The sequence below is a fragment of the Kaistella polysaccharea genome, assembly GCF_020410745.1.
Lineage (GTDB): Bacteria > Bacteroidota > Bacteroidia > Flavobacteriales > Weeksellaceae > Kaistella > Kaistella polysaccharea.
In genome coordinates, this window is sequence record NZ_CP084528.1 from 1,954,528 (window position 1) to 1,979,917 (window position 25,390).

At 37.6% G+C, this 25,390-nt stretch carries 23 protein-coding genes; 5 read left to right on the forward strand and 18 right to left on the reverse strand.

The window, feature by feature from the left end:
• Window position 1 precedes the first annotated feature (1 nt).
• Window positions 2–379: a hypothetical protein gene (locus LC814_RS09140; RefSeq protein WP_226063628.1), complete on the forward strand. Its 378-nt coding sequence runs from the start codon at window positions 2–4 to the stop codon at window positions 377–379.
• Here the strand turns inward: LC814_RS09140 and LC814_RS09145 are convergent, their stop codons facing one another.
• The 17 genes from LC814_RS09145 to mraZ all read right to left on the reverse strand — a co-directional run bounded on the left by LC814_RS09145 (window position 380) and on the right by mraZ (window position 20,235).
• Window positions 380–1,897 carry a GH3 auxin-responsive promoter family protein gene (locus LC814_RS09145; protein WP_226063629.1) on the reverse strand — a complete coding sequence of 506 codons (1,518 nt, stop codon included), beginning with the start codon at window positions 1,895–1,897 and terminating at the stop codon, window positions 380–382.
• Window positions 1,898–2,003: 106 nt separating this feature from the next.
• Window positions 2,004–2,414 carry a BrxA/BrxB family bacilliredoxin gene (locus LC814_RS09150; protein WP_226063630.1) on the reverse strand — a complete coding sequence of 137 codons (411 nt, stop codon included), beginning with the start codon at window positions 2,412–2,414 and terminating at the stop codon, window positions 2,004–2,006.
• A 96-nt stretch (window positions 2,415–2,510) separates the two neighbouring features.
• Complete coding sequence (locus LC814_RS09155) at window positions 2,511–3,767, reverse strand: cation:proton antiporter (RefSeq protein WP_226063631.1); 1,257 nt, start codon at window positions 3,765–3,767, stop codon at window positions 2,511–2,513.
• 102 nt (window positions 3,768–3,869) lie between these two features.
• Entirely contained in the window at window positions 3,870–4,316 is a 447-nt protein-coding gene (locus LC814_RS09160) for a GatB/YqeY domain-containing protein (protein WP_226063632.1), read from the reverse strand.
• 72 nt (window positions 4,317–4,388) lie between these two features.
• Entirely contained in the window at window positions 4,389–6,209 is a 1,821-nt protein-coding gene (gene ftsZ / locus LC814_RS09165; protein ID WP_226063633.1) for a cell division protein FtsZ, read from the reverse strand.
• A 19-nt stretch (window positions 6,210–6,228) separates the two neighbouring features.
• A complete protein-coding gene (gene ftsA / locus LC814_RS09170) occupies window positions 6,229–7,602 on the reverse strand; it encodes a cell division protein FtsA (protein ID WP_226063634.1) in 1,374 nt (457 codons plus the stop codon).
• Between the two features lie 46 nt (window positions 7,603–7,648).
• A complete protein-coding gene (locus LC814_RS09175) occupies window positions 7,649–8,671 on the reverse strand; it encodes a cell division protein FtsQ/DivIB (RefSeq protein ID WP_226063635.1) in 1,023 nt (340 codons plus the stop codon).
• Window positions 8,671–10,029: a UDP-N-acetylmuramate--L-alanine ligase gene (murC, locus tag LC814_RS09180; RefSeq protein ID WP_226063636.1), complete on the reverse strand. Its 1,359-nt coding sequence runs from the start codon at window positions 10,027–10,029 to the stop codon at window positions 8,671–8,673. Before murC ends, LC814_RS09175 begins: the two co-directional genes overlap by 1 nt.
• A gap of 1 nt (window position 10,030) precedes the next feature.
• Window positions 10,031–11,146: an undecaprenyldiphospho-muramoylpentapeptide beta-N-acetylglucosaminyltransferase gene (murG, locus tag LC814_RS09185; protein WP_226063637.1), complete on the reverse strand. Its 1,116-nt coding sequence runs from the start codon at window positions 11,144–11,146 to the stop codon at window positions 10,031–10,033.
• Between the two features lie 3 nt (window positions 11,147–11,149).
• Window positions 11,150–12,373: an FtsW/RodA/SpoVE family cell cycle protein gene (locus tag LC814_RS09190; RefSeq protein WP_226063638.1), complete on the reverse strand. Its 1,224-nt coding sequence runs from the start codon at window positions 12,371–12,373 to the stop codon at window positions 11,150–11,152.
• Window positions 12,374–12,375: 2 nt separating this feature from the next.
• Window positions 12,376–13,722: a UDP-N-acetylmuramoyl-L-alanine--D-glutamate ligase gene (murD, locus tag LC814_RS09195; RefSeq protein WP_226063639.1), complete on the reverse strand. Its 1,347-nt coding sequence runs from the start codon at window positions 13,720–13,722 to the stop codon at window positions 12,376–12,378.
• Window positions 13,723–13,727: 5 nt separating this feature from the next.
• Window positions 13,728–14,969: a phospho-N-acetylmuramoyl-pentapeptide-transferase gene (gene mraY / locus LC814_RS09200; protein ID WP_226063640.1), complete on the reverse strand. Its 1,242-nt coding sequence runs from the start codon at window positions 14,967–14,969 to the stop codon at window positions 13,728–13,730.
• A 25-nt stretch (window positions 14,970–14,994) separates the two neighbouring features.
• Window positions 14,995–16,455, reverse strand: a complete 1,461-nt coding sequence (locus LC814_RS09205) for a UDP-N-acetylmuramoyl-L-alanyl-D-glutamate--2,6-diaminopimelate ligase (protein ID WP_226063641.1) — start codon at window positions 16,453–16,455, stop codon at window positions 14,995–14,997.
• Between the two features lie 12 nt (window positions 16,456–16,467).
• Window positions 16,468–18,459, reverse strand: a complete 1,992-nt coding sequence (locus tag LC814_RS09210) for a penicillin-binding transpeptidase domain-containing protein (RefSeq protein WP_226063642.1) — start codon at window positions 18,457–18,459, stop codon at window positions 16,468–16,470.
• Window positions 18,443–18,808: an FtsL-like putative cell division protein gene (locus LC814_RS09215; RefSeq protein WP_226063643.1), complete on the reverse strand. Its 366-nt coding sequence runs from the start codon at window positions 18,806–18,808 to the stop codon at window positions 18,443–18,445. The genes LC814_RS09210 and LC814_RS09215 overlap by 17 nt, the downstream gene beginning before the upstream one ends.
• Before the next feature lie 24 nt (window positions 18,809–18,832).
• On the reverse strand, window positions 18,833–19,726 hold the full coding sequence (gene rsmH / locus LC814_RS09220; RefSeq protein WP_226063644.1) for a 16S rRNA (cytosine(1402)-N(4))-methyltransferase RsmH: 894 nt from the start codon (window positions 19,724–19,726) through the stop codon (window positions 18,833–18,835).
• A gap of 38 nt (window positions 19,727–19,764) precedes the next feature.
• The gene (mraZ, locus tag LC814_RS09225) at window positions 19,765–20,235 is read right to left on the reverse strand and encodes a division/cell wall cluster transcriptional repressor MraZ (protein WP_226063645.1); all 471 of its coding nucleotides are present in this window, start codon (window positions 20,233–20,235) and stop codon (window positions 19,765–19,767) included.
• Between the two features lie 246 nt (window positions 20,236–20,481).
• Here mraZ and LC814_RS09230 point away from each other — a divergent pair, with 246 nt between their 5' ends.
• The 4 genes from LC814_RS09230 to LC814_RS09245 all read left to right on the forward strand — a co-directional run bounded on the left by LC814_RS09230 (window position 20,482) and on the right by LC814_RS09245 (window position 24,670).
• Window positions 20,482–21,246 carry an alpha/beta fold hydrolase gene (locus LC814_RS09230; protein WP_226063646.1) on the forward strand — a complete coding sequence of 255 codons (765 nt, stop codon included), beginning with the start codon at window positions 20,482–20,484 and terminating at the stop codon, window positions 21,244–21,246.
• Between the two features lie 54 nt (window positions 21,247–21,300).
• The gene (yihA, locus tag LC814_RS09235) at window positions 21,301–21,924 is read left to right on the forward strand and encodes a ribosome biogenesis GTP-binding protein YihA/YsxC (RefSeq protein WP_226063647.1); all 624 of its coding nucleotides are present in this window, start codon (window positions 21,301–21,303) and stop codon (window positions 21,922–21,924) included.
• Window positions 21,925–21,937: 13 nt separating this feature from the next.
• Window positions 21,938–22,393, forward strand: a complete 456-nt coding sequence (locus LC814_RS09240; protein WP_226063648.1) for a GNAT family N-acetyltransferase — start codon at window positions 21,938–21,940, stop codon at window positions 22,391–22,393.
• 138 nt (window positions 22,394–22,531) lie between these two features.
• Window positions 22,532–24,670: a S46 family peptidase gene (locus LC814_RS09245; RefSeq protein ID WP_226063649.1), complete on the forward strand. Its 2,139-nt coding sequence runs from the start codon at window positions 22,532–22,534 to the stop codon at window positions 24,668–24,670.
• 165 nt (window positions 24,671–24,835) lie between these two features.
• On the opposite strand, the gene msrA is transcribed toward LC814_RS09245, so the two are convergent.
• Window positions 24,836–25,390 (reverse strand): peptide-methionine (S)-S-oxide reductase MsrA, encoded by a 555-nt coding sequence (gene msrA, locus LC814_RS09250; RefSeq protein ID WP_226063650.1) that lies wholly within the window; start codon window positions 25,388–25,390, stop codon window positions 24,836–24,838.

A 25,390-nucleotide genomic window follows, 5' to 3' on the forward strand; every position in this document is an offset into this window, starting at 1 on the left:
AATGCCTAAAATTTCTTATTTAATAATTATTTTGATGTTTGTATCCTGTACGAAGAATACGACGGAAAAAAATGCAATTGTTGCTGAAAATACTGCAGTTCCACCTTACGATACGATCGCTGTCGATTCATTTTCAGCAGGCGCCACTACGGTTGATATTGCGCGGAGAATCAGAATGTCTACTCGGAGATTTCAGGATTCGTTAAAAGAAGAAAAACTAAAAACAGATGATTTAAAACTTCTGAAAAAAGCAAAAGAAGAAAAGGAAAAACTGGAAAAAGCTAAAGACGAAAAGAAAGCGATTGAAGCCAAAAAGAAATCTGCCACAGAAGAGCAGAAATCGGTAAAATCTGAAGAAAACGGTAATAAACCTGAGTGATTAGGACTCATTCATCTGAAGAAGTGGTTCAATATATTCGCGGTCATTGCTTAAACGGGGAACTTTATTTTGTCCACCCAATTTGCCACGCTGCGACATCCAATCGTAGAACAATTTTGGTTTGGCCACATGAATAATCGGTTTTTTTAAGGTCATATCGTTATATCGTTTCGCCTCGTAATCTGAATTTACCGATTTTAAATGATTATCAAAGATTTCACTAAAGCGTTCCATATTTTCGGGGTGACGATGAAATTCAAAAACCCATTCATGTGCGCCACTCTCGCCATTCTGCATAAAAACGGGCGCGCCTGTAAAATCCAAGATGCACGCATTTGTAGCCTCGCAGGCCTTGGTAAGTGCTGTTTCTACATTATCAATCATTAACTCTTCACCAAAAGCATTGATGTAATGTTTTGTACGCCCGGAAACTTTAATTCTAAAAGGCTGAAGTGATGTAAATCGTACAGTGTCACCGATTAAATATCTCCACAATCCGCTATTGGTTGTGATCACCATCGCGTAATTTTTACCAATTTCAACTTCTTCTAAGGGAATTGCGTTGAGGTTTTTTTCATTAAAGGTTTCCATGGGAATGAATTCATAGAAAATCCCATAATCGAGCATCAATAGCATTTCTTCGCTACCATATTGATCTTGAATTGCAAAAAAACCTTCCGATGCATTATAAATCTCGTAATAATTGATGTCTTTACCAATGATTTGGCGGTATTGATCGCGGTATGGTTTAAAGCTGATTCCACCGTGAAAAAACACTTCCAGATTGGGCCATAAATCAGATATGGTTTTATCACCCGTTTCTGACAAAATCCTTTGTAATAGCACCAACATCCAACTTGGGACGCCGGTTAAACTGCCAACTTCTTCATTCTTGACTTCAGAGACAATCGCTTTTAATTTACTTTCCCACTCTGACATGAGGGAAACTTTCTTGCTCGGAGTCGTAGTAATTTCAACCCAGAACGGCAGGTTGTCGATCAGTATTGCCGAAAGGTCCCCAAATTTTGTATTGAAGCTTTCATAGAAATCAGCGCTGCCGCCCAGACGTAAGTTTTTATTGGTAAATAATTGATTTTCAGGATGATTGTTCGCGTAGATAGAAATTAAATCTTTGCCCGCTTTCATGTGACAAAGTTCCAGGCTTTCATCCGTAATAGGAATGAATTTACTTTTAGCGTTTGTGGTGCCAGACGATTTTGCAAAATTTTTGACCACACCCGGCCAGAAAATATCACGTTGTCCCTGACGTGCCTTTTCAATATACGGTTCAAAATCCTCATAGGTGACAATAGGAATATTTCGGCGGAAATCTTCATAGCTTGAGATCGAACTGAAACCATGAATTTTGCCGTATTCTGTATTTTCGGCGTGATAAAGTTGGGAGAAGAGCACACCTTGTTGAGTTTCAATTGGATGATCCACAAAATTTTGGATCTGATCAATACGCTGGCGGATAAACCAATTGACTACCGTATTAAAAAGTGCTTTCGTTGCCATATTTACAAATATAATATTTTTTGCGTAAAGGAGGTTACGCTACTGGCCAACAAAAAAATTCCGCTCTAAAAAGAACGGAATTTTTATTTCAACTAAAGAAATAGTTTTAGCAGTATTCGGCAAATGCACCTTGAAGATTTGCCGCAATAGCGCCGGCAGGATTTCCTTCAATATGGTGTCTTTCCAACATATGAACCAATTCGCCATCTTTGAAAAGAGCGATACATGGTGAACTTGGTGGGAAAGGGGCTAAGTGTTTACGTGCTTCATCTACGGCCTCTTTATCATAACCTGCAAATACAGTTACTAAATGGTCTGGTTTTTTATCTCCTGTGAGAGAAAATACAGCTCCTGGTCTTGCTGCTCCTGCTGCACAACCACATACTGAATTGATCATCAAAAGGGTAGTGCCTTCTTGTTTAAGAGCGTCAGTCACTTGTTCAGGGGTAGTTAAATCCTGGAAACCTTTATCTGTTAGTTCGTCCTTCATGGGCATTACTAAATCATCTGGATACATATCTTTATAATTTATAAGTTAGAATATTAGGTGTAAAATTAATCCTTTTTAATTAATTTTTCCTCTTTCAAAAGCTATCAAAACAATACCAATTATCTATTGAGACTTTTTGTCTGAATTTACTGTCAGTTTTTTTGCAAGGCTGCCAATGGTTAAACCTTGAAAAATAATAGAAAAGAGAACGATAATGTAGGTGATTGCAACGAACATGTCGCCCGAACTGTGCCGTGGTAAGGCTAAGGCAAGTGCCACGGAAATTCCTCCCCGAATTCCACCCCAAACTAAAATGGGAAAAGAGTTCTGTTCAAATTTTACGCGTTTCTTTAAGAGGAAAAATGGAATTCCGACCGAAATAAAACGGGCGAAAAGAACGACAAAAATAGCGATGATTCCAATTAGGATATAAATATTTTCAAAATTGATCACCAAGAGTTCCAAACCAATTAATAAGAATAAAACAGCATTCAGAATTTCATCCAGCATCTCCCAGAATTTATCGATATATTCTTCCGTTATGCTGCTCATTCCAACTTCCCGACCGCGGTTCCCGATAAATATTCCAGCTACAACCATGGCTAATGGTCCACTGATATGAATCGCAGATGCCATCCAGTAACCGCCCATTACCATTGCTAATGTCACCATTACTTCTACTGAATAATCATCGATGGTTTTCAGAACGTAAGTTCCTAAACTTCCTAAAGCGGTTCCCAGTAAAATGCCGCCGCCGGCTTCCTTTAAAAATAAAAGACCAATTTCAGAAAGTCCCATATTGGCAAATCCAACCTGCGAAATTTCGTAAATCGCTACGAAAAGTACCACGGCAACGCCATCATTAAATAAACTTTCGCCTGAAATTTTTGTTTCTAAAGATTTCGGAATATTTGCAGATTTCAAAATTCCCAGAACCGCAATCGGATCTGTAGGAGAGATTAACGCACCGAAGAGAAGACAGTTGATAAAAGGAATATTGAGATCAAAAGCTTGTAGTAACCAATACATTAAACCGCCCACAATTACTGTAGAAATAAGCACGCCGATGGTCGAAAACGCGATAATAGGCGCTCTTTCAGACTTAATATCGTTCAGTTTAATGTGTATTGATCCTGCAAAAAGCAGGAAACTGAGCATCACTTCCATTAAAACCGTATAGAAATCGATCGATAAGATCATCTCTTTCGTCTGCACGAATAAATTCGGAAAATAGGAAGCTGCCAAAACAATTCCGAGGGAAGTAAGCAGGGCAATAATCATCACGCCGATCGTTCGGGGCAGCTTTAGAAATCTCTTGTTAAAATAGCCGAAAGCTGCGGCAAGGATGATGATGGTTGTAAAATAGTGGTAAACCTGCATTGAAAAATTTCTTCAAATGTAAGAAAATAAAAAACCCGGAACATCAAATGCTCCGGGTCTCAATCAAATCGATATGCAAAGGTTGAATATCCGTACTACTATTTAGGAGAGTAATTTTTTAGCCATGTCGGAAATACTTTTTCCATCACTTTTTCCGGCGAGAGATTTACTCGCCAGGCCCATAACTTTTCCTAAATCTTTTGCGCTCGTGGCGCCAGTTTCTGCGATGATATTTTTCATCGCGGTTTCCAACTCGTCGCTGGATAATTGTTGAGGTAAAAATTTCTCGATAACTTTTGACTGTGCTTCCTCAACTTCGGCAAGGTCATTTCTATTCTGAGCGGCAAACTGATCATAAGAATCTTTTCGCTGCTTGATCATTCGTTGTAAAATCGCAGTTTCCTGCTCTTCCGATACTTCAGCACCTTTTGCTTCGGTTTTCAGCAATAAAATCTGTGATTTTACAGCTCGTAAAGCATCTAAGGCCACCTTATCTTTTGCGCGCATTGCGTCTTTAATCGCGTCGCTGATGATAATTTCTAAACTCATAATGATGATTTGATGATTAATTGATTTGATGATGGGTTAATAATTAGTCCATCATCAAGCAACACATTATTATTAATCTACGTCTTTATTTAAAAAACGGTTTTCACGAACTTGCATTTTACCGTCATTTTCTTCTAAAAAATTGTTGATTTTCTGATCTGAGGCATTTTCATGTCCGATAGAAATATTTTTTCTACGGAATGCAGGTATTGTTTCGAAATCATTTTCAACTTCCATATTCTGGTAACGGGAATTAAATTCTTTTAATTTATTTCTTCTTTCCTGAACTTTGTCGCTGGACGTTGTTTTTGTAATAAAAGTGAAATCATTTTCTACCTCGAACATATTTGCTTGAGGAGTTTCCGGTTCTACGGGAATTACAGTTTGTTTCACGATTTCTTCTTTAACAACTGCTTTCGGCTGCGCGATTATTTCAGCTTTTGGTTCTTTAATGGGCTCATTTACTACAAAGCTGAAATCTTCCGTTACTTTTGGAGTGAAATGATGAATTGGAGTGGAAACTTCCGGTTTTTTATCTTCCGTTTCGAAACTGAAAGATTGAGAAATAGGCTCATCATTGTGCTCTTCAGTGTAGGTAAAGAGATCAAATTCATTTTTTACCTCATTTGGAAAGGTATTGGTTTCGTCTTTAAATTCTGAAAATCGGTTCATTTCCGTCGGTGATTCTCTTTCAATAACCATTTTTTTTTCGGCGGTATTGACTTTAAAATCTGACGATGGATAATCATCCTCGTCATCAAGAATGAAAAGATTACCAGAATCTACATGGTCTTTTCTTACATCGGCGATTTCATTATCTGCCTGAAAAGCGGTCTCTTTTTTCGTGGAAGAATCTCTGGAATCAGAAAGTGTAAATTTTACTTTTTCAGTAATGCCTGAATGTTTTTTATGATCTTTAGCAAAACCTGTCGCAATAACCAAAACGCTTACAGAATCGCCCAATTCTTCATCGGTACCCACCCCAAAAATAATGTCTGCTGTATTTCCTGCTTCTTCCTGAATATGGTCCATGATTACACCAATTTCATCCATGGTTACCTCTTCTGTACCACTTCTGATTAAGAGCAAAACATTTTTAGCACCCGTAATTTTATTGTCATTTAATAGTGGAGAATCGAGTGCTTTTTTCACCGCTTCTTCTGCTTTATTTTCACCTGAAGCTACGCCATTAGACATCAATGCTGTTCCGGAATTCGCCAACACAGATTTTGCATCACGGAAGTCAATATTCACATCGAAATAACCGGTAATAACTTCTGCCATTCCTTTAGCGGCGTTGGTCAACACTTCATCCGCTTTGGAAAAACCAGATTTAAACCCAAGGTTTCCAAATTGCTGACGTAATTTATCATTATTAATGACAATTAGAGAATCAACATTATTTCTTAATTTATCTAAACCAAGTTCGGCTTGTTCCAATCTTCTTTTACCTTCAAAACTAAAAGGAACGGTAACAATCCCAACGGTTAGAATGCCCATATCTTTAGCTACTTTCGCAATGACTGGCGCTGCTCCGGTTCCGGTTCCACCACCCATTCCTGCGGTAATAAAGACCATCTTTGTATTTTGGCCCATTGCCGCTTTAATTTCTTCAATGCTTTCGATAGCTGCTTTTTCACCCACTTCAGGGTCGGCGCCTGCACCCAGACCTTCTGTAATAGTCATTCCCAACTGCACTTTATTGGCAACTGGATTATTATCTAAAGTTTGAGAATCGGTATTGCAAATTACGAAATCAACGCCGTGAATGCCGCGTTCGTACATGTGTTTCAGCGCGTTGTTTCCGCCGCCGCCGACACCTATTACTTTAATTATCGAGGAATTTCCTTTTGGTAAATCAAATGAAAATCCGGTTGTGCTTATGTTTTCCATAGTATTTGGTTTTTTTTAATTATTCAACTTCTTCAAAGAATTTTTTTACACTTTCCATGATTTTTTGACCGATGGTAAGTTTGTTCCGTCTTTTTTCTGCACTCTTGGCGATGTGTTCTTCACGCGTCATTATGGCAGGCTGTTCGATATGTTCGGAGGACGGAATTTCTTCATTTCGTGGGGCAGCTTCCATAATATCTTCTTCGATTCTTTCTGGCGCACTTTTTTTGTCACGAATTTTCAGACTTTCCATCAATAAACCAATGGATGTCGCGAACTCAGGACCTTTTAAATGTTGGCTTTTGTCATTGGTTACGTATTCATTAGCAAAACCAATTCTGCTGTCGAAACCTGTGGTATAATTTGCCAACTGACGAAGATGACGAAGATTTGAGCCGCCACCCGTCAAAACAATTCCAGCTATTAATTTTTTCTTCTGCTCAAAAGCGCCATAGGCTTTCAATTCTGTATTTACCATTTCCAGAATTTCTTCTACTCTCGCATTTACAATTTGAGCTAAAGTTTTTAAAGAAATTTCTTTGTCCGGACGACCATGCAATCCTGGGATAGTAACGAAAGTACTGTCTTTCTCCAGCTCTGGAACCGCGGATCCGAAATTGACTTTCAGCTTTTCTGCATGTTTTTCGATAATGGAACAGCCTTCTTTAATATCATCGGTAATAATTCCGCCACCGTAAGGAATTACGCAGGTGTGACGAATGATGTTGTCTTTGAATATGGCGATGTCCGTTGTTCCGCCGCCAATATCAACGATCGCAACTCCGGCTTCTTTTTCTTCTTTTGTTAGAACTGCTTCGGAAGATGCTAATGGCTCAAGAGTTAAAGCTTCCATTTCTAAACCAGCTTCACGAACGCATCTTGCAATGTTTCTAATGCTTCCCATTTGCCCTACAACAACGTGAAAATTAGCTTCCAAACGGGTTCCGTGCATTCCAACAGGTTCTTGAATTTCGCCTTGAGAATCAACCTTATATTCTTGCGGCAGTACGTGAATGATTTCTTCACCCGGCAGCATAACCAGTTGCTTTACCTGATCTTTTAATTTTTCGATATCATCATCCGTAATATATTGATCCGGATTTTCGCGCATGATATAATCTGAATGCTGGAGCGATCTGATATGTTTGCCTGCGATTCCCACCGTTACTTTGTGAATGGCAACTCCGGCGCTTGACTGTGCCTGTGCGACCGCCGATTTAATAGATTGAATGGTTTGTGAAATATTATTCACAATACCTTTGTGTACGCCTAAACTTTTTGCGGTGCCCACGCCGAGGACTTCAATTTTTCCGTGGGCGTTTCGTCGGCCGACAATGGCCACAATTTTGGTGGTACCGATGTCGAGGCCTACTGAATACTCGTGATTTTCCATTTTATGTCGATTTGATTTTTTAATTTTTTCTAAGGTTTTCCTTACTTTATTCTACTTTAACTCTTGCTTTTGGTTTCACTTCGGCTTTTTTCGTCGTTGTGGTTTCCTTTTTCGCAGTTGGTTTTGGTTTCGGTACTTCTTTCTTAACAGCGGGTTTTGAAGGTTCTTTTTTCGTCACAGCTTTCTTGGGTTGTACGGTAGATGGTGGTTTTTTCACTACTTTTTTTGCGGCCGTAGCAGAAGAAGGTTTCCCTGCCTTTTTTTCTGCTTTTTCTTTTTTCTCTGCGATTATCGGCAATTTTGCAAGCTCTTTTTTCCCGACCGAAATAATACTATCGTTTTCCTCAAAATTGGGATTCAGCGTCGTAACAATTTGGTTATCATACTTTACCGATACTTTGGTGTATTTCTCTGGCGATTGATAAATGAGGTATTTTTCTACAAAAGCTTTGAAACCCTTTACCTTCAGATCAATATTATCTAAATCACCGATTTCTACTTTAAAATTGCCGGCGCTTGTCAACAGATTGTAATCATCTTTCGATTTAGAAATTCCGATAAAATACTTTTTGCTAAAATCATCATTGTTTATTTTTTCAATAAGCTCTGCCAACTTTAAATATTCAGCTTTTTTCACATTTCCCGTTACGAGCATGCAAGGAAAAGAGTAATTGTTTGAAATAGGAAATTCAGTTCCTTTATCATCTACATAGAAATCACGGTCATTTTTATTCAAGCGAAAAGCAGGAACACGCTGTTTAATATCTAAATTCAGATTTCCGTTTAAATTTAAATAAACGTTCGCGCTGTCTACCGCCGGCAGCTGATTTAATTTTTTCTCTAATTCAGGAATATTAATATCGCCGACTTTCTTTGTAGTATTTGATTTCTTGACGAGTTCTTTTACCACTTTTTCATCGATGAAATAAACTGGTTGTTTCGTTTTGGTCATTTTCACCGAAACTTTTTCCATCGGTTTACCATTAAATCTTTTCAATGAAAAACTCAGCAGAAAACCAAAGATGATTACTGTAACTAAAATTTTTAATATTCTGAATTTGTTTTTCATTACTTATTTGAAAGCCATTCTACAATTCCGTCATATAAAGTATCAATATTTCCCGCACCCACAGTGAGCAAAACGTCGAAGTCTTTTTCTTTTATCTTGTCAAAAGATTCTTCCAAAGTGGAAACTTCCTTTTGATCTAATCTCACTTTTTCTAATAACCATTCTGAAGTAATTCCCTCGAAATTTTCCTGTAATTCGCGCGCTGGATAAATATCAAGAAGAATTAATTCATCTGCTTTATCTAAACTTTCTGCAAATCCATCTGCAAAATCTTTAGTTCTGCTGAAAAGATGTGGCTGAAAAACCACGAGCAATTTCTTGTTTGGGTAAAAAGTTTCTATAGACCCAATTACCGCGTTCAGTTCTGTGGGATGATGCGCATAATCATCGATATAAATTTTGCCAGTTTCGAAATTATGTTTCGTGTAACGTCTTTTAATTCCTTTAAAATTGGCAAGTCCTTTTTTTAATGTTTCGAAATCGACACCAAAGTTATTTAGCAAAGCAATCGCGGCTGTTGCATTTTCAACATTGTGAATTCCCGGAATTTCCCAGACAAAATCATCAATTTCTGTTTCCGCTGAATGAAAATTAAAATATATTTGATCACCAATTTCTCTGATGTTATCTGAGTAATAATCGGCTTCTTCGTTCACAGCGTAGGTTTTCGTTTCGCGTCCAATGTCTATTCCTTTTCTCACAAATAGTTGTTGACCTTCTGGAACCAAATCCGCAAAATCCTGAAATCCTTTTTGAATTGTGGCATTGTCACCGTAAATGTCTAAATGGTCGGCATCCGTTGATGTAATCACGGCCCAATCGGGAGAAAGTGTGAGGAAACTTCTGTCGTATTCATCAGCTTCGACTACGGAAATGTCATTTCCATTAAAGTGGAAATTTGATTTAAAGTTTTCTGCAATACCGCCTAAAAAACAAGAGAACGGGAGATTTGCTTCTTTGCATAAATGCGCCACCAATGAAGACGTAGTTGTTTTGCCGTGTGTTCCTGCAATGGCGATACTTTCTGTATTTTCGGTAATCATGCCGAGAACCTTTGCTCGCTTTAAAACATCAAAGTGATGTTCATTAAAATAATTAAGAATTTCCAGTTTTTTAATCGCTGGTGTATAAATCACCAAAGTATTTTCCGGTGTTAAAATTTTAATTTTATCAGTAATGGTATCTTCAAATTCAATATCAATTCCTTCGTCAGCCAAGGCTTTTGTAAGCTTTGTGTGCATTTTGTCATAACCTAAAACCGTTTTTCCCGACGCATTGAAATATCTCGCCAAGGCACTCATGCCAATGCCGCCGATGCCTACGAAGTAAAAGTTTTGATATGTTGTTAAAGCTTTCATCTTATGCTTTGAGGTTTAATGATGATATGATTTCATCGACAATTTCTTCTGTTGCCGACGGTTTTGCGAAGAATTTTAAATTTTCGCTCATTTCAATTCGTAGATTTTCATTTTCGCAGATTTCCATTAAAGTTTTCCAGAATTTTTCAGGCATTTCCGAATCTTTTACCATTTTAGCCGCGTTTTTATCGACCAGAGTCATCGCATTTTTAGTTTGATGATCTTCTGCGGCAAAAGGAAATGGAACCAAAAGCACGGGTTTCTGCGCCATCGCCAGTTCTGAAATTGCAATTGCGCCCGCACGGGACACAATTACATCTGCCGCCGAATAAGCCAAAGCCATATCTGCGATAAATTCTTTCACCTGAATTTGAGTAGAATTTTTTGTGATATTTGAATCTTCGCTCAAACTCTTATAATCCAACTTTCCGGTTTGCCAAATCAACTGGAAGTCTTTTGCTACTAATTTTTCTATATTTTCTTTCCAGCCATTATTTAAAGTTCTGGAACCTAAAGAACCACCAACGGAGAGAATGGTTAATTTACTTTGATCTAAACCCAATTTTTCTTTTGCCAAATCCTTTTCCATCAAATCAGTAATGATATTTTTTCGAATTGGATTTCCTAAGAAAAATGTTTTAGTTTTCGGAAAGAAATGACTCATATTCGGATAGGCAGTGAATACAGCTTTCGCTTTTCGAGACAAAAAAGTGTTGGTTTTCCCGGGCAGGGAATTTTGTTCTTGAACGAAAATAGGCACACCTAAAGTTGCCGCCATATAAAGCGCCGGACCACTTGCAAAACCTCCAGTTCCTATGGCGAAATCAGGTTTAAATTCCTTAATGGTTGTTCGGGCTTTGGCTAGACTTGAAATTAATTTTAAAGGCAACGTGAGATTTTTCAATAGGTTTCCACGGTCAAACCCTGCGATATTTAAACCGATAATTTTGAAGCCGGCTTGTGGAACTTTTTCCATTTCCATTTTGCCTTCTGCACCGATGAACAAAAATTCTGAAGCTGGAAATCTTTTCTGGATTTCCTGCGCAATGGCAATCGCCGGGAAGATGTGTCCTCCGGTTCCGCCGCCGCTCATTAGAATTTTTAATGTTTTACTCATCTTCTATGCGATATCATTTATTTCTTCAATACTTTGTTTTTTGCCCATTCCTTCTTCATCATAAACCTGAATTCTGGAACTTACATTTAAGATAATTCCTAACTGGATATAAGTCACCAACATTGAGGTTCCTCCGTAACTTATTAAGGGTAATGGTTGTCCGGTAACTGGAATCAGATTGATGGCGACGGCAATATTCACGGCGAGCTGCACAAAAATCATGGTCCCGAGACTCAGCACGAGAAGACTGCCAAAGAAGGCCGGCATTTTACTCGCAATCATGACGATTCTAATGATCATAATTAAATACAATGCAATTAAAATTGTTGCACCGATAAATCCGTATTCTTCGACGATAATGGCAAAAATAAAATCTGAAGCAGATTGCGGAAGCATTTGTTTCAAGGCGCTTTTTCCCGGACCCATTCCAGCAATTCCACCATGAACAATTGCTGCTTTTGCCTGCATAATCTGATAGTTTTTCGCTTTATCAGCTTCGTCGTCAATTTGACTTTCTTTTTTGGTGAATGTTTCTACACGGCTCATCCAAGTATGAACACGGTTGCTTCCTATTAAATCGGTTTTTAAAGCAAGAAACATAAAGATTCCGATCATCACAGAAGACAGACCTACAAATCCGAATATGTACTTTTTATCAAGTTGGCCCACAACCATTACGATTAAGGAAACCATTAAAATCATTAAAGCGGTAGATCCATTGTCTTTCGCCACCAAACCGAAAACCAGGAGTACAGGTCCGAAAATGTAAAATATATTTTCAATGGGAAGCCGTTGCCTTTTTATTCTCTTGGTTAAGTACCGACAGAGATAAATAATCAGCATTAAGTAAGCAAAAGAAGACGGTTGGAATGAAATAGGCGTGCCCGGAATCTTTAGCCACCGCGATGCAGATGCGCCGTCAATTGTTTGTCCGGAAACCATTGTTAACAGAAGCAAAACAACCATAAATGCCAGAAGAATGCTGCTGAGTTTTCCAATATGTTCGTATTTGAAAAACCCGACAGCACGCATGATCGCCAAGCCAAGCACTACGAAAAAGGTGTGCTTGATAAGATGGGAAGTGGTGGTTCCGCTGTTTACAATATATTCCAAATTTGAACTCGCCGAATAGACTGGGAATACCGAAAAGAACGAAATCAGTAAGATGACGCTCCACAGCACTTTGTCGCCTTTCAGCAGTTCGAATTTGTTATCGTTGTCCTGCATTTTTAATTGAGGATTTTTTCATTATTTTTTAACACTTCAGTTTTAAACTGGTTTCCGCGATCTTCATAATTTTCGAAAAGATCGAAGCTTGCGCAACATGGTGAAAGTAAAACTGTGTTTCCGCTTTCTGCTATTGATTTCGAAATCGTAATCGCTTCCTGCATACTCGAAGTACTGTAAATCAAATCTTTTTTGTCTTTAAAAAAGTCGATAATTTTCTGATTATCAAGGCCCAAGCAGACAATTGCTTTTACCTTTCTTTTAACCAAATCTTCTATTTCTGTATAATCATTTCCTTTGTCAACACCACCCACAATCCATACTGTTGGTTGATTCATGCTTTCTAGTGCGAAATAAGAAGCGTTCACATTGGTCGCTTTACTGTCATTAATAAAAGTAACACCGTTGATTTGCGCTACTTGCTCTAAACGGTGTTCTACCGCCTGAAAAGTCATCAGTGAATTCCGGATGCTTTCATTACTGATATGCAATATTTTACTGGCGATGGACGCTGCTAAACTATTGGCGATATTATGATTTCCAACTAAAGAGAGTTCCGCGATTTTCATGGAAAATTCTTCTTCGACTTTTACGATAATTTTATCGTTGTTTATAAATCCACCTTCCTGTAATTTTTCTGACGTTGAAAAAGGAATTTTTTTAGCATTAATTGCTAATTTCTCCAAAAGATTCATACTCATTTCATCATCTTTATTGTAGATGAAAAAATTGTCGTTTTCTTGATTTTCTACAATTCTGAACTTCGCCATAGCGTACTCTTCATAATTATAATTGTACTGATCGAGGTGATCTTTACTTAAATTCAACAAGAGAGAAATAAACGGTCGAAAATTCTGAATATCATCGAGTTGGAAAGAACTGACCTCTAAAACGTAATAATCGAAATTTTCATCCGCAACCTGGCGCGCGAAACTTTTTCCAATGTTTCCTGCCAAACCAACTTTCAAATCGTCATTTTTCAGAATATGATAAATAAGTGAAGTCGTGGTTGTTTTTCCATTGCTTCCTGTAATTGCTATAATTTTAGCAGAAGTAAATTCTGCAGCAAATTCAATCTCGGAGGATAAACGAATACCTTTTTGATTGATTTTGAAGATAATATCAGCTTTTTTCGGAATTCCCGGAGATTTTATAACCCAATCTGCGCTTAAAATTCTTTCCTCGTCATGTTTTCCCTCTTCGAACTCAATATCAGCATCGATCAACTGTTTTCTATAGTCGTCTTTAATCACAGATTTGTCTGAAAGAAAAACATTCAAGCCTTTCTTCTTCGCCAAATATGCTGCACCTACGCCGCTTTCGCCGCCACCTAAAACAACTATTTTCATATTTTTTATCTGACTTTTAGCGTAATTAAACAAATAATGGCAAACATCACCCCGATGATGACCATGCGGTTTACGATTTTACTTTCGTGATAGCCTTCTTTCTGATAATGGTGATGAAGAGGCGACATTTTAAACAACCTGTTGTTCTGCGCGTATTCTAAACCGTACTTTCTTTTTCTGTATTTAAAGGTTCCTACCTGAAGCATTACGGAAAGGTTTTCTATGAGGAAGATTCCACATAATACCGGGATCAAGAGTTCTTTTCTTAAAATGATAGCGAGTACTGCAATCACACCACCCAACATTAAACTTCCCGTATCACCCATGAAAACCTGTGCTGGATAAGTATTGTACCAAAAAAAACCAATCACTGCACCGACCAGTGCAAGCGTAAAGATTGTAGTTTCCCCCATGTCGGGCAGGAACATAATATTCAGATAATCCGCAAAAATAATGTTACCCGATAAATAGGCAAAAAACGCCAGTGTAAGTAAAATGACGACGCTCGTTCCTGCGGCGAGACCATCAATTCCATCGGTGATGTTGGCGCCATTAGAAACTGCAGTCACAATAAAAATTACGATCGGGATAAAAACGATCCACGCCCATTCATGAGCGTCTTCCGGAGACATCCAGAATAAAATACCACTGTAATCGAATTCATTATTTTTAACAAAAGGAACCGTAGAAACTGTGGATTTTTCCGTTTTCATAAAATTCGCTTCTACGTTATTTCTGTTGATCTCCTTTGCATCGGCGTATTTTCTTTTAACTGTAATATCGGGATGAAAATACATGGTCACGCCTACGATTAATCCCAATCCAACTTGGCCGATAACTTTAAATTTACCGCTTAAACCGTCTTTATTTTTCTTGATCTTTTTTAAATAATCATCAATAAAACCGATGGCTCCCATCCATAATACGGAAACAATAAGAAGGATGATGTAAATATTTAAAATTTTTGTGAAAAGTAAAACAGGAATCAGCGTGGCAAAAATAATGATCAAACCGCCCATTGTTGGCGTTCCTTCTTTTTGCTTTTGACCATCTAAACCTAAATCACGTACCAGTTCACCCATCTGTTTATTTCGCAGATAGTTGATGATTTTTTTACCAAAGACCAAGGCGATAATCAGCGATAATAAAACTGACATACCGGCGCGGAAAGAGATAAATTTAAACATACCCATTCCCGGAACGTGAATCCCGTGACTGGTAAAATATTCGAATAGGTAATATAGCATGCTTGGTTATTTAATCTTCATTTAGTTATTTCGACATCAGTCTGGCCAACTCTAAAATTGTTTCCTGATCATCAAAGTGATGTTTTACCCCATTTATTTCTTGGTAGGTTTCGTGTCCTTTGCCCGCGACAACGATAATATCGTTCGGTTCGGCAAATTTTATGGCCATTTTTATGGCTTCTCTCCGGTCGGGGATTGCGGTGTATTTGCTGAAATATTGCGGTTCTACACCGTTCTCGATCTCCTTAATAATTTCACCCTGGTTTTCTGTTCTGGGATTATCTGAAGTAATGATGGCTAATGTAGATTTACGCGTTGCAATTTTCCCCATTTCAGGTCTTTTTGCGGAATCCCGATCGCCTCCGCAGCCAAATACGGTGATTAATCTTTCATTTTTTGTACGGATCTCATTGATTGAATCCAAAATATTTTCTAAAGCATCAGGAGTATGCGCATAATCTACCACGAAGAAAATTCCGCCCTCGGACCTGAACGTTTCGAAACGTCCTTTTACTCTTTTGAGCTGTGAAATAGCCGGTAAAATATCATCTTCATGAAAACCACATTCAATTGCTACCGCGTATGCGAGGAGTAAATTATAAGCGTTAAATTTTCCTGTTAAAGTGGTCCAGAATTCTTTCCCATTAAAATTGAGAAGCATTCCATTAAAATCAACTTCCGTAATTCTACCGTGGAAATCTGCCATGGTTTTCAAGGCATACGTTTTCTTCGCTGCTTTGGTATTCTGCAACATCACATTACCATTTTTATCATCAGCATTAGTAATGGCGACAGCATCTGAACTCAGTTCATCAAAAAACCTTTTTTTAGTTTTTAGGTATTCCTCAAATGTTTTATGATAATCTAAATGGTCATGTGAAATATTTGTAAAACCGGCAATTTTAAATTCTAAACCTTCAGTTCTGTGCTGGTGAATTCCGTGGGAAGAAACTTCCATAAAAGCATATTCACATCCGGTATTTACAGCTTTTGCCAACATTTGGTTCAAACGAATAACATCTGGAGTGGTATGTGTGGAAGGAATTATTTCATCATCAATTCTATATTCAACGGTAGAAATAAGGGCAGATTTAAAACCTAAAATTTTAAAAATATCAAACAAAAGGGTAGTTGTTGATGTTTTCCCATTTGTTCCCGTAATACCGATGAGGTTTAGTTTGGCGGAAGGATTGCCGTAAAAATTAGATGCTAAATGACCCAGCGTTTTTGCAGAATCTTTAACTTTAATAAAAGTAATTCCCTCGTTTTGCTCTTCTGGAATTTGCTCGCAAACGATTATTTTCGCTCCTTTTTCGATAGAAGAATTAATAAAATCATGTCCGTTCGAAACAGTTCCTTTTACTGCGACATAGAGTACGCCGTCGACTGCTTTGCGGCTGTCGAAGATGATTTCCGAAACTTCTTGGTTTTTATTTCCAATGATTTCGCGAACGGGAATTCTGTTTAAAAGTTCTTCTAATTTCATATACAGTAAGAATTAATTCTGCAACTGCAGGTAAATTCTTTGGTTTTTATTAATAATGGTTCCTTCCAGTGGAAATTGCTCTTCTATTTTTCCAACGCCTTTATAATCAACACGATATCCTTGGTTTTCCAGTTGTGGAATAATGTTCTTACCAATTAAGCCCGTTACATTTGGCATTGTGTTGCTTTTGCCTGCCAATTTGACTGCTGGTTTAAACATTTTATTGAGATTTACTTTTTTATCGACCAACATTTCCTGCTCAATATTTTGTGGAGTTTTAAGGAAAGTTTTCCCCGCAATTTCTTTAAATACCGGTGCAGAAACGGTAGAACCATAAAACCCTTTCGAAGTATCAGGCTCACTTATCATAACATAGCACGTATATTTTGGGTTGTCTGAAGGATAAAATCCAGCGAACGATGCTCTGTATTTCATTTTGCCAGGTAACCAATATTCAAACCTTGCGGTTCCGGTTTTTCCCGCCATTTTTAAATTGGGGGTGAAAATACTTTTTGCAGTTCCTTTTTCTACCGCTTTAGTCAAGGCGCTTGTCATCATATCAATGGCGTTTTTTGAAGCCATTTTATTAACCATTACTTTGGGCTTTGCTTCGTAAAGTGTGCGCCCGTCTTTTAAAATTTTCTCAATAAAAAGGGGTTCCACCATTTTTCCTTTATTTGCAATTCCATTATAAAAAGTGGTGAGTTGCAACAGGTTAATATTGGTTGCGTAACCGAAAGAAATAGAAGCCAAAGCGCCGGGACTCCATGTTTTACTTTTTGGTGTTATAATTCTTGGCTTCGTAATACCAGGAAGTTCAATATCCATTTTATCGAATAATTTCCATTTTCTAAGGTGGTCTAAAAACACCTCGGGTTTACTACCATAATACTGAGTAATAAGTTTTGCGGTGCCGACGTTGCTGGATTTTGCCAGTACATCTGAAATCTCATAAGTTCCGCCTCCGTGACCATCAGATATTCTTTGTTTCGCATAAGTCCAAACTCCATTTCCTACATTTACGGTCGTATTTTCATTAATGAAACCATCGTCCATAGCCGCTAATAGTGATATTGTTTTAAAAGTCGATCCTGGTTCAATATTGTCTTTTATAGCATAGTTATACGCATCAACATAAATTTCGGGTTCAGTTCGGCGTAGGTTAACCATTGCTTTTACTTTTCCGGTAGAAACTTCCATCACGATTACAGAACCGTGTTCAGCATCAAATTTTATAAGTTGTTTTTCTAAAGCAGAATGGGCAATATCCTGAATTCGGATATCAATCGTGGTGTAAACATCCTGACCGTCAATAGGTTCTTTAACTTTCCAATAGTCAATAGGTTTCCACTGGCTGGAATTTACGCGCTGTTCCAAACGTGTTCCATCTGTACCGGTGAGGTATTTAGAGAATGCTCCTTCTAATCCCGATTTTGCGATGCCATTATCCATACCGATTGTGCCGGCACCAATTTGCGTGGTCGCCAACTCTCTTTTGTATTTCCGGTCGACGATAAAACCTCCTCTATTCTTTCCTTTTTTAAAGATTGGAAACTTTCGGATCCGGTCATAATCATCGAAATCTAAACCTTTTACCAATGCATAATATTGATTTTGTGCTTTCTTTTGCTGATCAAATCGGTCCCGGAAGTAACTTCGCGGCTTGCCGAACATGGTGGAAAGTGAATCTGTTAAAGCGCCAATATTGTTGGAGTAAACGGTGTCTTTCAATATTTTAAAATCGAGATATACATCGTAACGCATCACTGTGGTTGCTAGAATCGACCCGTCGGAAGCAAATAAATTACCACGCGCTGCCTGAAGCGTAGCTTCTCGGTAATTTTTGTTGATGTAATCATCCTTGATTTCCTGAACATTAGTATTCTGTAAAACTAGAATCCTGGCGAGAAAAACCATAAACAAAACGAAGGCAAACCCTGTAAAAAGGTAGCCCCACCGTAACGTTTTTGAACGTTTTTTTTCAAATTCATTTTGCACCGCCATCTATGCTGTCTAGTTTTATCAATATTTTGTGTGGGTGATTTTCTAAGGACAAAAGCGAGTCCTGCACCATTTCTTTGCCTAATTCTGATTCCAGTTTTACTTTGATAAGTCTGCTTTGCGCATACGCATTTCTGGATTTATATTCTTCTGTTTGTTCCTTTAAAATATTTACATGTTCAATTTTCTGACTCACAAGGTGATTGCTGTAAATCATAATCATCAGTAAAAAAAATACGAGCAGAAAGTAGCGGTAATGAATCTTAACCTCGTCACGGTTCAGAAAATTCCCCTTCACGATATCGATGAAAGTGAGTCTTTTCTGGGGACGATATGTCGGTTTTTTTGCCATTTTAAATTCTGCCGCTCTTTCTTTTTAAAGTTTAATACCTGTTCGTAATTTTGCACTTCTTGCCCGCGAGTTCTCGCTTATTTCTTCCTCGCTGGGAATGGTGGCTTTCGTTTGCAAAAGATCAAATGTTTTGCTGAAGTTTCCATAAATATCTCGGGCTGGTTCGCCTTCGAACATGCCGTTTTTTAAAAATCTCTTAACCAATCGGTCTTCAAGTGAATGGTAGGAAAGCGCTACAAGTCTTCCCCCTGGCTTCAACATTCTGTGTGCTTGCACCAGCAGTTCTTTTATGACTTCTAATTCTTGATTAACTTCAATTCTTATCGCCTGAAAAATCTGAGCATACACTTTATTCTGCTTGAATTGCGGGATATAACTGAAGAGTTTTTTTAGATCTTCTGTGGTTTCAATCGGTTTTAGTTTCCGGTGGTTAACAATTTCTTTTGCTAACTTTCTTGACTCCCGAATTTCTCCGTATTGGTAGAAAATATCTGCAAGATGATCTTCTTCATATTCATTAACTACTTTTTTAGCATCCAGAAGTTGCATCACGTTCATTCTCATATCCAGTGGCGCATTACTTCTCGTGGAAAAACCTCTTTCCGCTGCATCGAACTGATGAGAAGAAACACCAAAATCGGCCAAAACTCCATCAACTTTTGAAACGCCGTACATCATCAAGGCATTTTCTAAAAACCGAAAATTTTGATTAATAAGTGTAAATCGTGGATCTTCAATATTATTTTTAAGCGCATCTAAATCCTGGTCAAACCCATATAGTTTTCCTTTTTCGGAAAGTCTACTCAGGATTTCGCGTGAATGACCGCCGCCGCCGAAAGTGCAGTCCACGTAAATGCCGTCAGGATTTGTGATCAAATCATCGACACTTTTTTTCAGCAAAACAGGATTGTGATACATTGTATTCAGGTTAAATTTTCTTGATTACTTCGGAATTTCTACAGTTCTTTTTCTTCAAAACTGATGTTTCCCATCACTTCTTCAGCGAGTTTCGCAAAATTTTCTTCAGATGTTGCGATTACATTTTCGTAGGCTTCTTTGTCCCAGATTTCAAACAGTTCTCCGGCGCTCGTTATCACGATTTCTTTTTTCAAATTCGCGAACTGCGTCAAATCTTTAGAAATTTGAAGACGACCTGCGTTGTCCAGCTCAACGACTTTCACACCTGCCGTAAACATGCGGATGAAATCTGCATTTTTCTTGATAAAGCGGTTCAGGCTGTTGAGTTTTTGCATCAGCTGCTCCCATCCTGTCATCGGGTATACCTCGAGACATGGCTGAAACACAGCGCGTTTAATTACAAAAGAACCATCGTCGAAGTCTCCCATTTGCTTTACCAGCGCGGATGGGAGTTTTAGGCGACCTTTGTCGTCTATTCTACATTCATATGTCCCGATGAAATTCTTCATTTGGGACAAATTTATATAAAAATTTCCAAAGGCTCCCACTTTTACCCACTTTTTGACTTAATGTTAATAAGTTTTGAATTATTAATTAACTTCCTGATTAAAAAGCAGTTAATTAAACCATGAAATTTATCAATGCTGGCGCTATTAATTTGATTAAAAAAATGTTACTTTTATTATTAATTAAAAAGGGAAATAATAATTTGGTGTTTAATTTGTATTTTTGCACACGCTTAATGCGTAAACTCTATGATATTTAAAACAAAAAAAGAAAAGAAATTCGCTTTTATTGAAGCTGGAGAAGGGGAGCCTATTATTCTGTTGCACGGATTAATGGGTGGATTAAGCAATTTTGAGAATACAGTTCTGTACTTTTCTGAGAAAGGATATAAGGTGTTTGTGCCCGTACTTCCCATCTATGATTTGCCCGTCCTTAATACAAATCTTACCACTATTGCGAAATTCGTTGCAAAGTTTATTGAAGAAAAAGTAGGCAGTGCTGCAACAATTGTTGGAAATTCTATGGGTGGACACGTTGGGCTTATCCTCACTTTAGCGCGACCGGATTTGGTTACGCATTTGGTTTTGACAGGAAGTTCTGGTTTATACGAAAGAGCCTTTGGAGATAGTTTCCCCCGCAAAAGCGATAAAAATTATATCAAAAAGAAAACACAGGAAGTTTTTTATAATCCAGACGTAGCAACAGATCAATTGGTTGACGAAGTTTTTTCAGTGGTAAATGATCGAATGAAAGGTATAAAAACGGTGATGTTGGCCCGTAGCGCCATCAAACACAATATGCTGAACGATCTACCCAAAATTAACACACCGGTTTGCCTTATTTGGGGACGACAGGATAATGTTACGCCTCCCGAAGTAGCTGTGGACATGAACAAATTTCTACCCAATTCTGAACTCCATTGGATTGAAGAATGTGGTCACGCAGCCATGATGGAAAAACCTGATGAATTCAATGATATTTTGTATTCCTGGTTACAGAGAGAAAAAAAATAGTTTGATGGAAGTACAGCTTCCATTTTTTATTTCAGTTAAAATAAATTCGAGAATATGGTAATCAAAACAGCAGAATTCGTAAAAAGTAGTGGCAGATGGCAAGATTGCCCCGAGGCAACTTTACCCGAATATGCATTTATAGGACGATCAAATGTGGGAAAATCCTCCTTGATCAATGCAATGATGAACCATAAAGATTTAGCAAAAACTTCTGGTACGCCAGGAAAAACGCAGCTTATCAATCATTTTATCATTAATGAAAAGTGGTATTTAACCGATTTACCCGGATATGGTTATGCCAGAGTTTCTAAAAGTTTGAGAAAAGATTTTGAAAATTTAATTATCAATTATATCCTGAACCGAAAAAATTTGGTGAATCTTTTCGTCCTCATCGATTCCCGACATACACCACAAAAAATTGATATTGAGTTTATTGAATGGTGTGGAGAAAGCGGAATTCCTTTTTCAATTGTATTCACAAAAGTAGATAAACTGAAACCCAATGTGGTAATCGGAAATGTGGAGAAATACAAAGAGGAATTGCTAAAAACCTGGGAAGATTTGCCGGAAATTTATGTAACATCGGCGGAAAAGAAAGTTGGAGGTGATGAAATTCTTAAATTTATTTCGACAACAAACCAATTCTTGTTTGAAAATCAGGTAAAATTTGACAATTAGAAGGATTAATGTTATGAAATCTGAAACAATTGTCTGGAAGGTAAAATCCTTTGAGCAACTTTCGACAGAGGAATTGTACCGAATTATACAGGCACGAATCGATGTTTTCGTAGTTGAGCAAAACTGTCCTTATCCAGAAACCGATGGTTCTGATACGAAAGCTCTTCATATCTGGGCGGAAGGTGATGAGGAAATTTTGGCGTATTGCAGAGTTTTCGGGCCACACATTAAATACGATGTTCCTTCCATTGGTCGTGTGTTAACCAATAAAGATTTCCGAAGTAAAAAATTAGGTAAAGCTTTAATGAAAATTGCCCTCGATGTTGTCGAAACGCGATTTAATACTACAAAAGTGCAAATTTCTGCGCAGGATTATTTATTAAGATTTTATGAAATGTTCGGTTTTAAATCGACAGGAAAAAATTATCTTGAAGATGATATTCCACATACTGAAATGGTAAGAGATTGATTCATAGGTTTCTATTTGAAATAATAAAATTCTAACAACATAATAAATGTTTAAACCAGATGCGATTTTTGCCTCTGGTTTTTTTGGTGCCAACAAGTAAAAGGAATTTCTTAAATTAGCGAGATAAATAAATATTAAATGAAAAGAATTTTTTTACTGCTCACCTTTATGCTGAGCTTTATGCAACTGAAAGCAGATGAAGGAATGTGGCTTTTGACCATGATCAAAAGACTTAATGGTGTAGACCTTAAAAAAGAAGGACTTAAACTTACGGCCGAAGAAATTTATTCTGTCAACAATTCAAGTTTGAAAGATGCAATCGTGCAGTTTGGCGGAGGATGTACCGCTGAAATGGTTTCTAAAGAAGGACTATTATTTACAAATCACCACTGTGGATACGGAAATATCGCAGCACTTTCAACGCCAGAAAAAGATCATTTAACCAATGGTTTCTGGGCAATGAAAAAAAGCGAAGAACTTCCTGCTCAAGGCTTATCTGTAAGATTTCTTGTTAGAATGGATGACGTTTCTAAACGCATCAATGCTAAATTAAATAATAATATGTCTGCTGATGATAGAAAAAACATCATCGATGCAGAATATAAAGCCATACAAACAGAGAATTCTGAAAACGGGAAATACACTGTTGTAGTAAGAGATTTCTATAATGGAAATGAATTTTACTATTTCGTATATCAGGATTTTAAAGATGTAAGATTGGTAGGAACTCCTCCAAATTCATTAGGAAAATTTGGTGGCGATACTGATAACTGGGAATGGCCGAGACATACCGTAGATTTTTCTGTATTCAGAGTTTATGCGGATGCCAATGGAAATCCTGCAGAATACGCAGCAACCAATGTTCCGATGAAACCGAAACATGCACTTCCTATTTCACTGAGAGGATACAAACCGGGTGATTTTACCATGATTATTGGTTTCCCTGGAAGAACAAACAGGTTTTTACCATCGTTCGGTATCGAGCAAATGGTGAACAAAGATTATCCAGCTTGGGTAGAAGCATCTAAAGTTGCTATGGATGTCATGAAAAAATACATGGATAAAGATCAGGCAACGAAATTAGATTATGCTTCCCAATATGCAGGCGTTGCTAATTACTGGAAAAACAGACAGGGAACGATCGATGCAGTAGAAAAAAATCAAACGATCGCTGAAAAACGAGCTTTGGAAGCTAAATTCCAAACTTGGGCATTATTGCCTGAAAATGAATCTGCTTATGGTTCTGTACTCCAAGATTTGAAAACAAATTATTCTCAGTTCTCTGACCGTAATGTTGAAAGAAATTATTCTTCACAATTACAGAGAAATGCGAAATATATCAACATCGCTTATCAGTTAGGTTCTCTTTTGAAAACGTATGCTGACCAGGATGACGCAGCTAAAGTGGTAATGAAACCAAAAGTTGTTGCGGCTATTGATAGAATATATGAAAAACTAAACGTAAAATTAGAAGGTGAAATGCTGAACTCGATGGTGAATCTTTACCAACAGAGAGTAAATAAGAGCGTAGGTTCACCAACACTTTTAGCAGTTGATGCCAAAAACCTTTCCAATGTTGCATTTTCTTCCATATTTGCAACCAAAGAATCAGCGATGAACTTTGTGAATAATCCAAACCGTTTGGCAATTGATGCAGATCCGTTGTTAAAATTGGCTAATGGATTTGTAGAAGATCAAAAATTAACGACTGAAAAGTATGCTAAAATTGATGAAGCTTTTGCAAAAAACAACAGAGTATTCTTAGATGGTTTAAGAAAATCTCAGCCAGAAACTTCTTTTTATCCGGATGCAAACTCAACAATGAGAATAACTACGGGGTCAATTACAACATTGCCAGAAAGATCAGATAGAAATTACGCTGGAATTAAAGAAAAAGATAATTACTATACGGACATTACTGGAATGGTTGCGAAGTATAAAAAAGGTGACGAAGAATTCGATTTGCCACAAAGATTTTTAGATTTGGTAAAAAAGAAAGATTTCGGACAGTATAAAGACAAAAAAGGTTTCATGCCTGTAAACTTCTTATCGAATAACGATATTACTGGAGGAAACTCTGGATCACCTGTTCTTGATGGTGAAGGAAGATTGCTTGGTTTGGCTTTCGACGGTAATAGTGAGGCGCTAAGTGGCGACATTATTTTCGATCCGAAATTACAGAGAACCATTAGTGTTGATGTAAGAATGGTACTTTGGACCATCGAAAAATACGGAAATGCAGGACACCTAATCAGTGAAATGACTTTGGTTAAATAATAAACCAACATCCTTAATTTTAAAGACTGCTGAATTTTTTGGCAGTCTTTTTTTGCGGTAATTGGTGAAGGTTTTCCTTAAATCTCTGCTGCCAAGGAAGAATTATTTTTAAAATTCCTTTTTCATCCAAAAAATAAAGCGGAGAAAATATCTCCGCTTTTATCTTTATTCTTCATTCAGCATTCCTAATGCGCCAAAATGTTTTTTAAACTTTGCAATTTTTGGTCCTACGACTGCACTGCAGTAAGGTTGCGTGGGATTCGCCTCATAATATCCTTGATGGTATTGTTCGGCAGGATAGAAATTTTCAAGCTTCGTAATTTCTGTTACATATTTGCCTTCGTATCTAGCAGAAGCTTCAGATTTTTTTAGGGCTTCTTCGGCTTTTTGCTTTTCAGCTTCATCTTTATAAAAGATGGCAGAGCGATACTGCGTTCCAATATCATTTCCTTGTCGGTTCAATTGCGTTGGATCATGAAGGAAGAAGAAAACGTCCATTAATTCGTCAAAAGATATTATTTCTGGATTGTAAGCCAGTTGTACGACTTCCGCATGTCCGGTTTCTCCCGTGCAAACTTCTTTATATGTTGGATTTTCCGTATGTCCGCCTGCATACCCTGATGTGGTAGATTCTACGCCTTTAAGTAAATCCAAGACGCTGTCTACGCACCAAAAGCATCCGCCTCCAAATGTGAGGTATTCTAAATTTTGTGTATCCAT

What these genes read in the sequence shown, in the direction of transcription:
- LC814_RS09140 (WP_226063628.1), top strand. Translation starts at nt 2, where the DNA reads ATGCCTAAAATTTCTTATTTAATAATTATTTTGATGTTTGTATCCTGT.
- mraZ (WP_226063645.1), bottom strand. Translation starts at nt 20,235, where the DNA reads ATGAAGAATTTCATCGGGACATATGAATGTAGAATAGACGACAAAGGT.
- LC814_RS09240 (WP_226063648.1), top strand. Translation starts at nt 21,938, where the DNA reads ATGAAATCTGAAACAATTGTCTGGAAGGTAAAATCCTTTGAGCAACTT.
- LC814_RS09230 (WP_226063646.1), top strand. Translation starts at nt 20,482, where the DNA reads ATGATATTTAAAACAAAAAAAGAAAAGAAATTCGCTTTTATTGAAGCT.
- mraY (WP_226063640.1), bottom strand. Translation starts at nt 14,969, where the DNA reads ATGCTATATTACCTATTCGAATATTTTACCAGTCACGGGATTCACGTT.
- murC (WP_226063636.1), bottom strand. Translation starts at nt 10,029, where the DNA reads ATGAAAGCTTTAACAACATATCAAAACTTTTACTTCGTAGGCATCGGC.
- msrA (WP_226063650.1), bottom strand. Translation starts at nt 25,390, where the DNA reads ATGGATACACAAAATTTAGAATACCTCACATTTGGAGGCGGATGCTTT.
- LC814_RS09175 (WP_226063635.1), bottom strand. Translation starts at nt 8,671, where the DNA reads ATGAAAAACAAATTCAGAATATTAAAAATTTTAGTTACAGTAATCATC.
- LC814_RS09160 (WP_226063632.1), bottom strand. Translation starts at nt 4,316, where the DNA reads ATGAGTTTAGAAATTATCATCAGCGACGCGATTAAAGACGCAATGCGC.
- yihA (WP_226063647.1), top strand. Translation starts at nt 21,301, where the DNA reads ATGGTAATCAAAACAGCAGAATTCGTAAAAAGTAGTGGCAGATGGCAA.
- LC814_RS09215 (WP_226063643.1), bottom strand. Translation starts at nt 18,808, where the DNA reads ATGGCAAAAAAACCGACATATCGTCCCCAGAAAAGACTCACTTTCATC.
- LC814_RS09210 (WP_226063642.1), bottom strand. Translation starts at nt 18,459, where the DNA reads ATGGCGGTGCAAAATGAATTTGAAAAAAAACGTTCAAAAACGTTACGG.
- LC814_RS09150 (WP_226063630.1), bottom strand. Translation starts at nt 2,414, where the DNA reads ATGTATCCAGATGATTTAGTAATGCCCATGAAGGACGAACTAACAGAT.
- ftsA (WP_226063634.1), bottom strand. Translation starts at nt 7,602, where the DNA reads ATGGAAAATCACGAGTATTCAGTAGGCCTCGACATCGGTACCACCAAA.
- LC814_RS09205 (WP_226063641.1), bottom strand. Translation starts at nt 16,455, where the DNA reads ATGAAATTAGAAGAACTTTTAAACAGAATTCCCGTTCGCGAAATCATT.
- murD (WP_226063639.1), bottom strand. Translation starts at nt 13,722, where the DNA reads ATGAAAATAGTTGTTTTAGGTGGCGGCGAAAGCGGCGTAGGTGCAGCA.
- LC814_RS09190 (WP_226063638.1), bottom strand. Translation starts at nt 12,373, where the DNA reads ATGCAGGACAACGATAACAAATTCGAACTGCTGAAAGGCGACAAAGTG.
- LC814_RS09145 (WP_226063629.1), bottom strand. Translation starts at nt 1,897, where the DNA reads ATGGCAACGAAAGCACTTTTTAATACGGTAGTCAATTGGTTTATCCGC.
- LC814_RS09245 (WP_226063649.1), top strand. Translation starts at nt 22,532, where the DNA reads ATGAAAAGAATTTTTTTACTGCTCACCTTTATGCTGAGCTTTATGCAA.
- LC814_RS09155 (WP_226063631.1), bottom strand. Translation starts at nt 3,767, where the DNA reads ATGCAGGTTTACCACTATTTTACAACCATCATCATCCTTGCCGCAGCT.
- ftsZ (WP_226063633.1), bottom strand. Translation starts at nt 6,209, where the DNA reads ATGGAAAACATAAGCACAACCGGATTTTCATTTGATTTACCAAAAGGA.
- rsmH (WP_226063644.1), bottom strand. Translation starts at nt 19,726, where the DNA reads ATGTATCACAATCCTGTTTTGCTGAAAAAAAGTGTCGATGATTTGATC.
- murG (WP_226063637.1), bottom strand. Translation starts at nt 11,146, where the DNA reads ATGAGTAAAACATTAAAAATTCTAATGAGCGGCGGCGGAACCGGAGGA.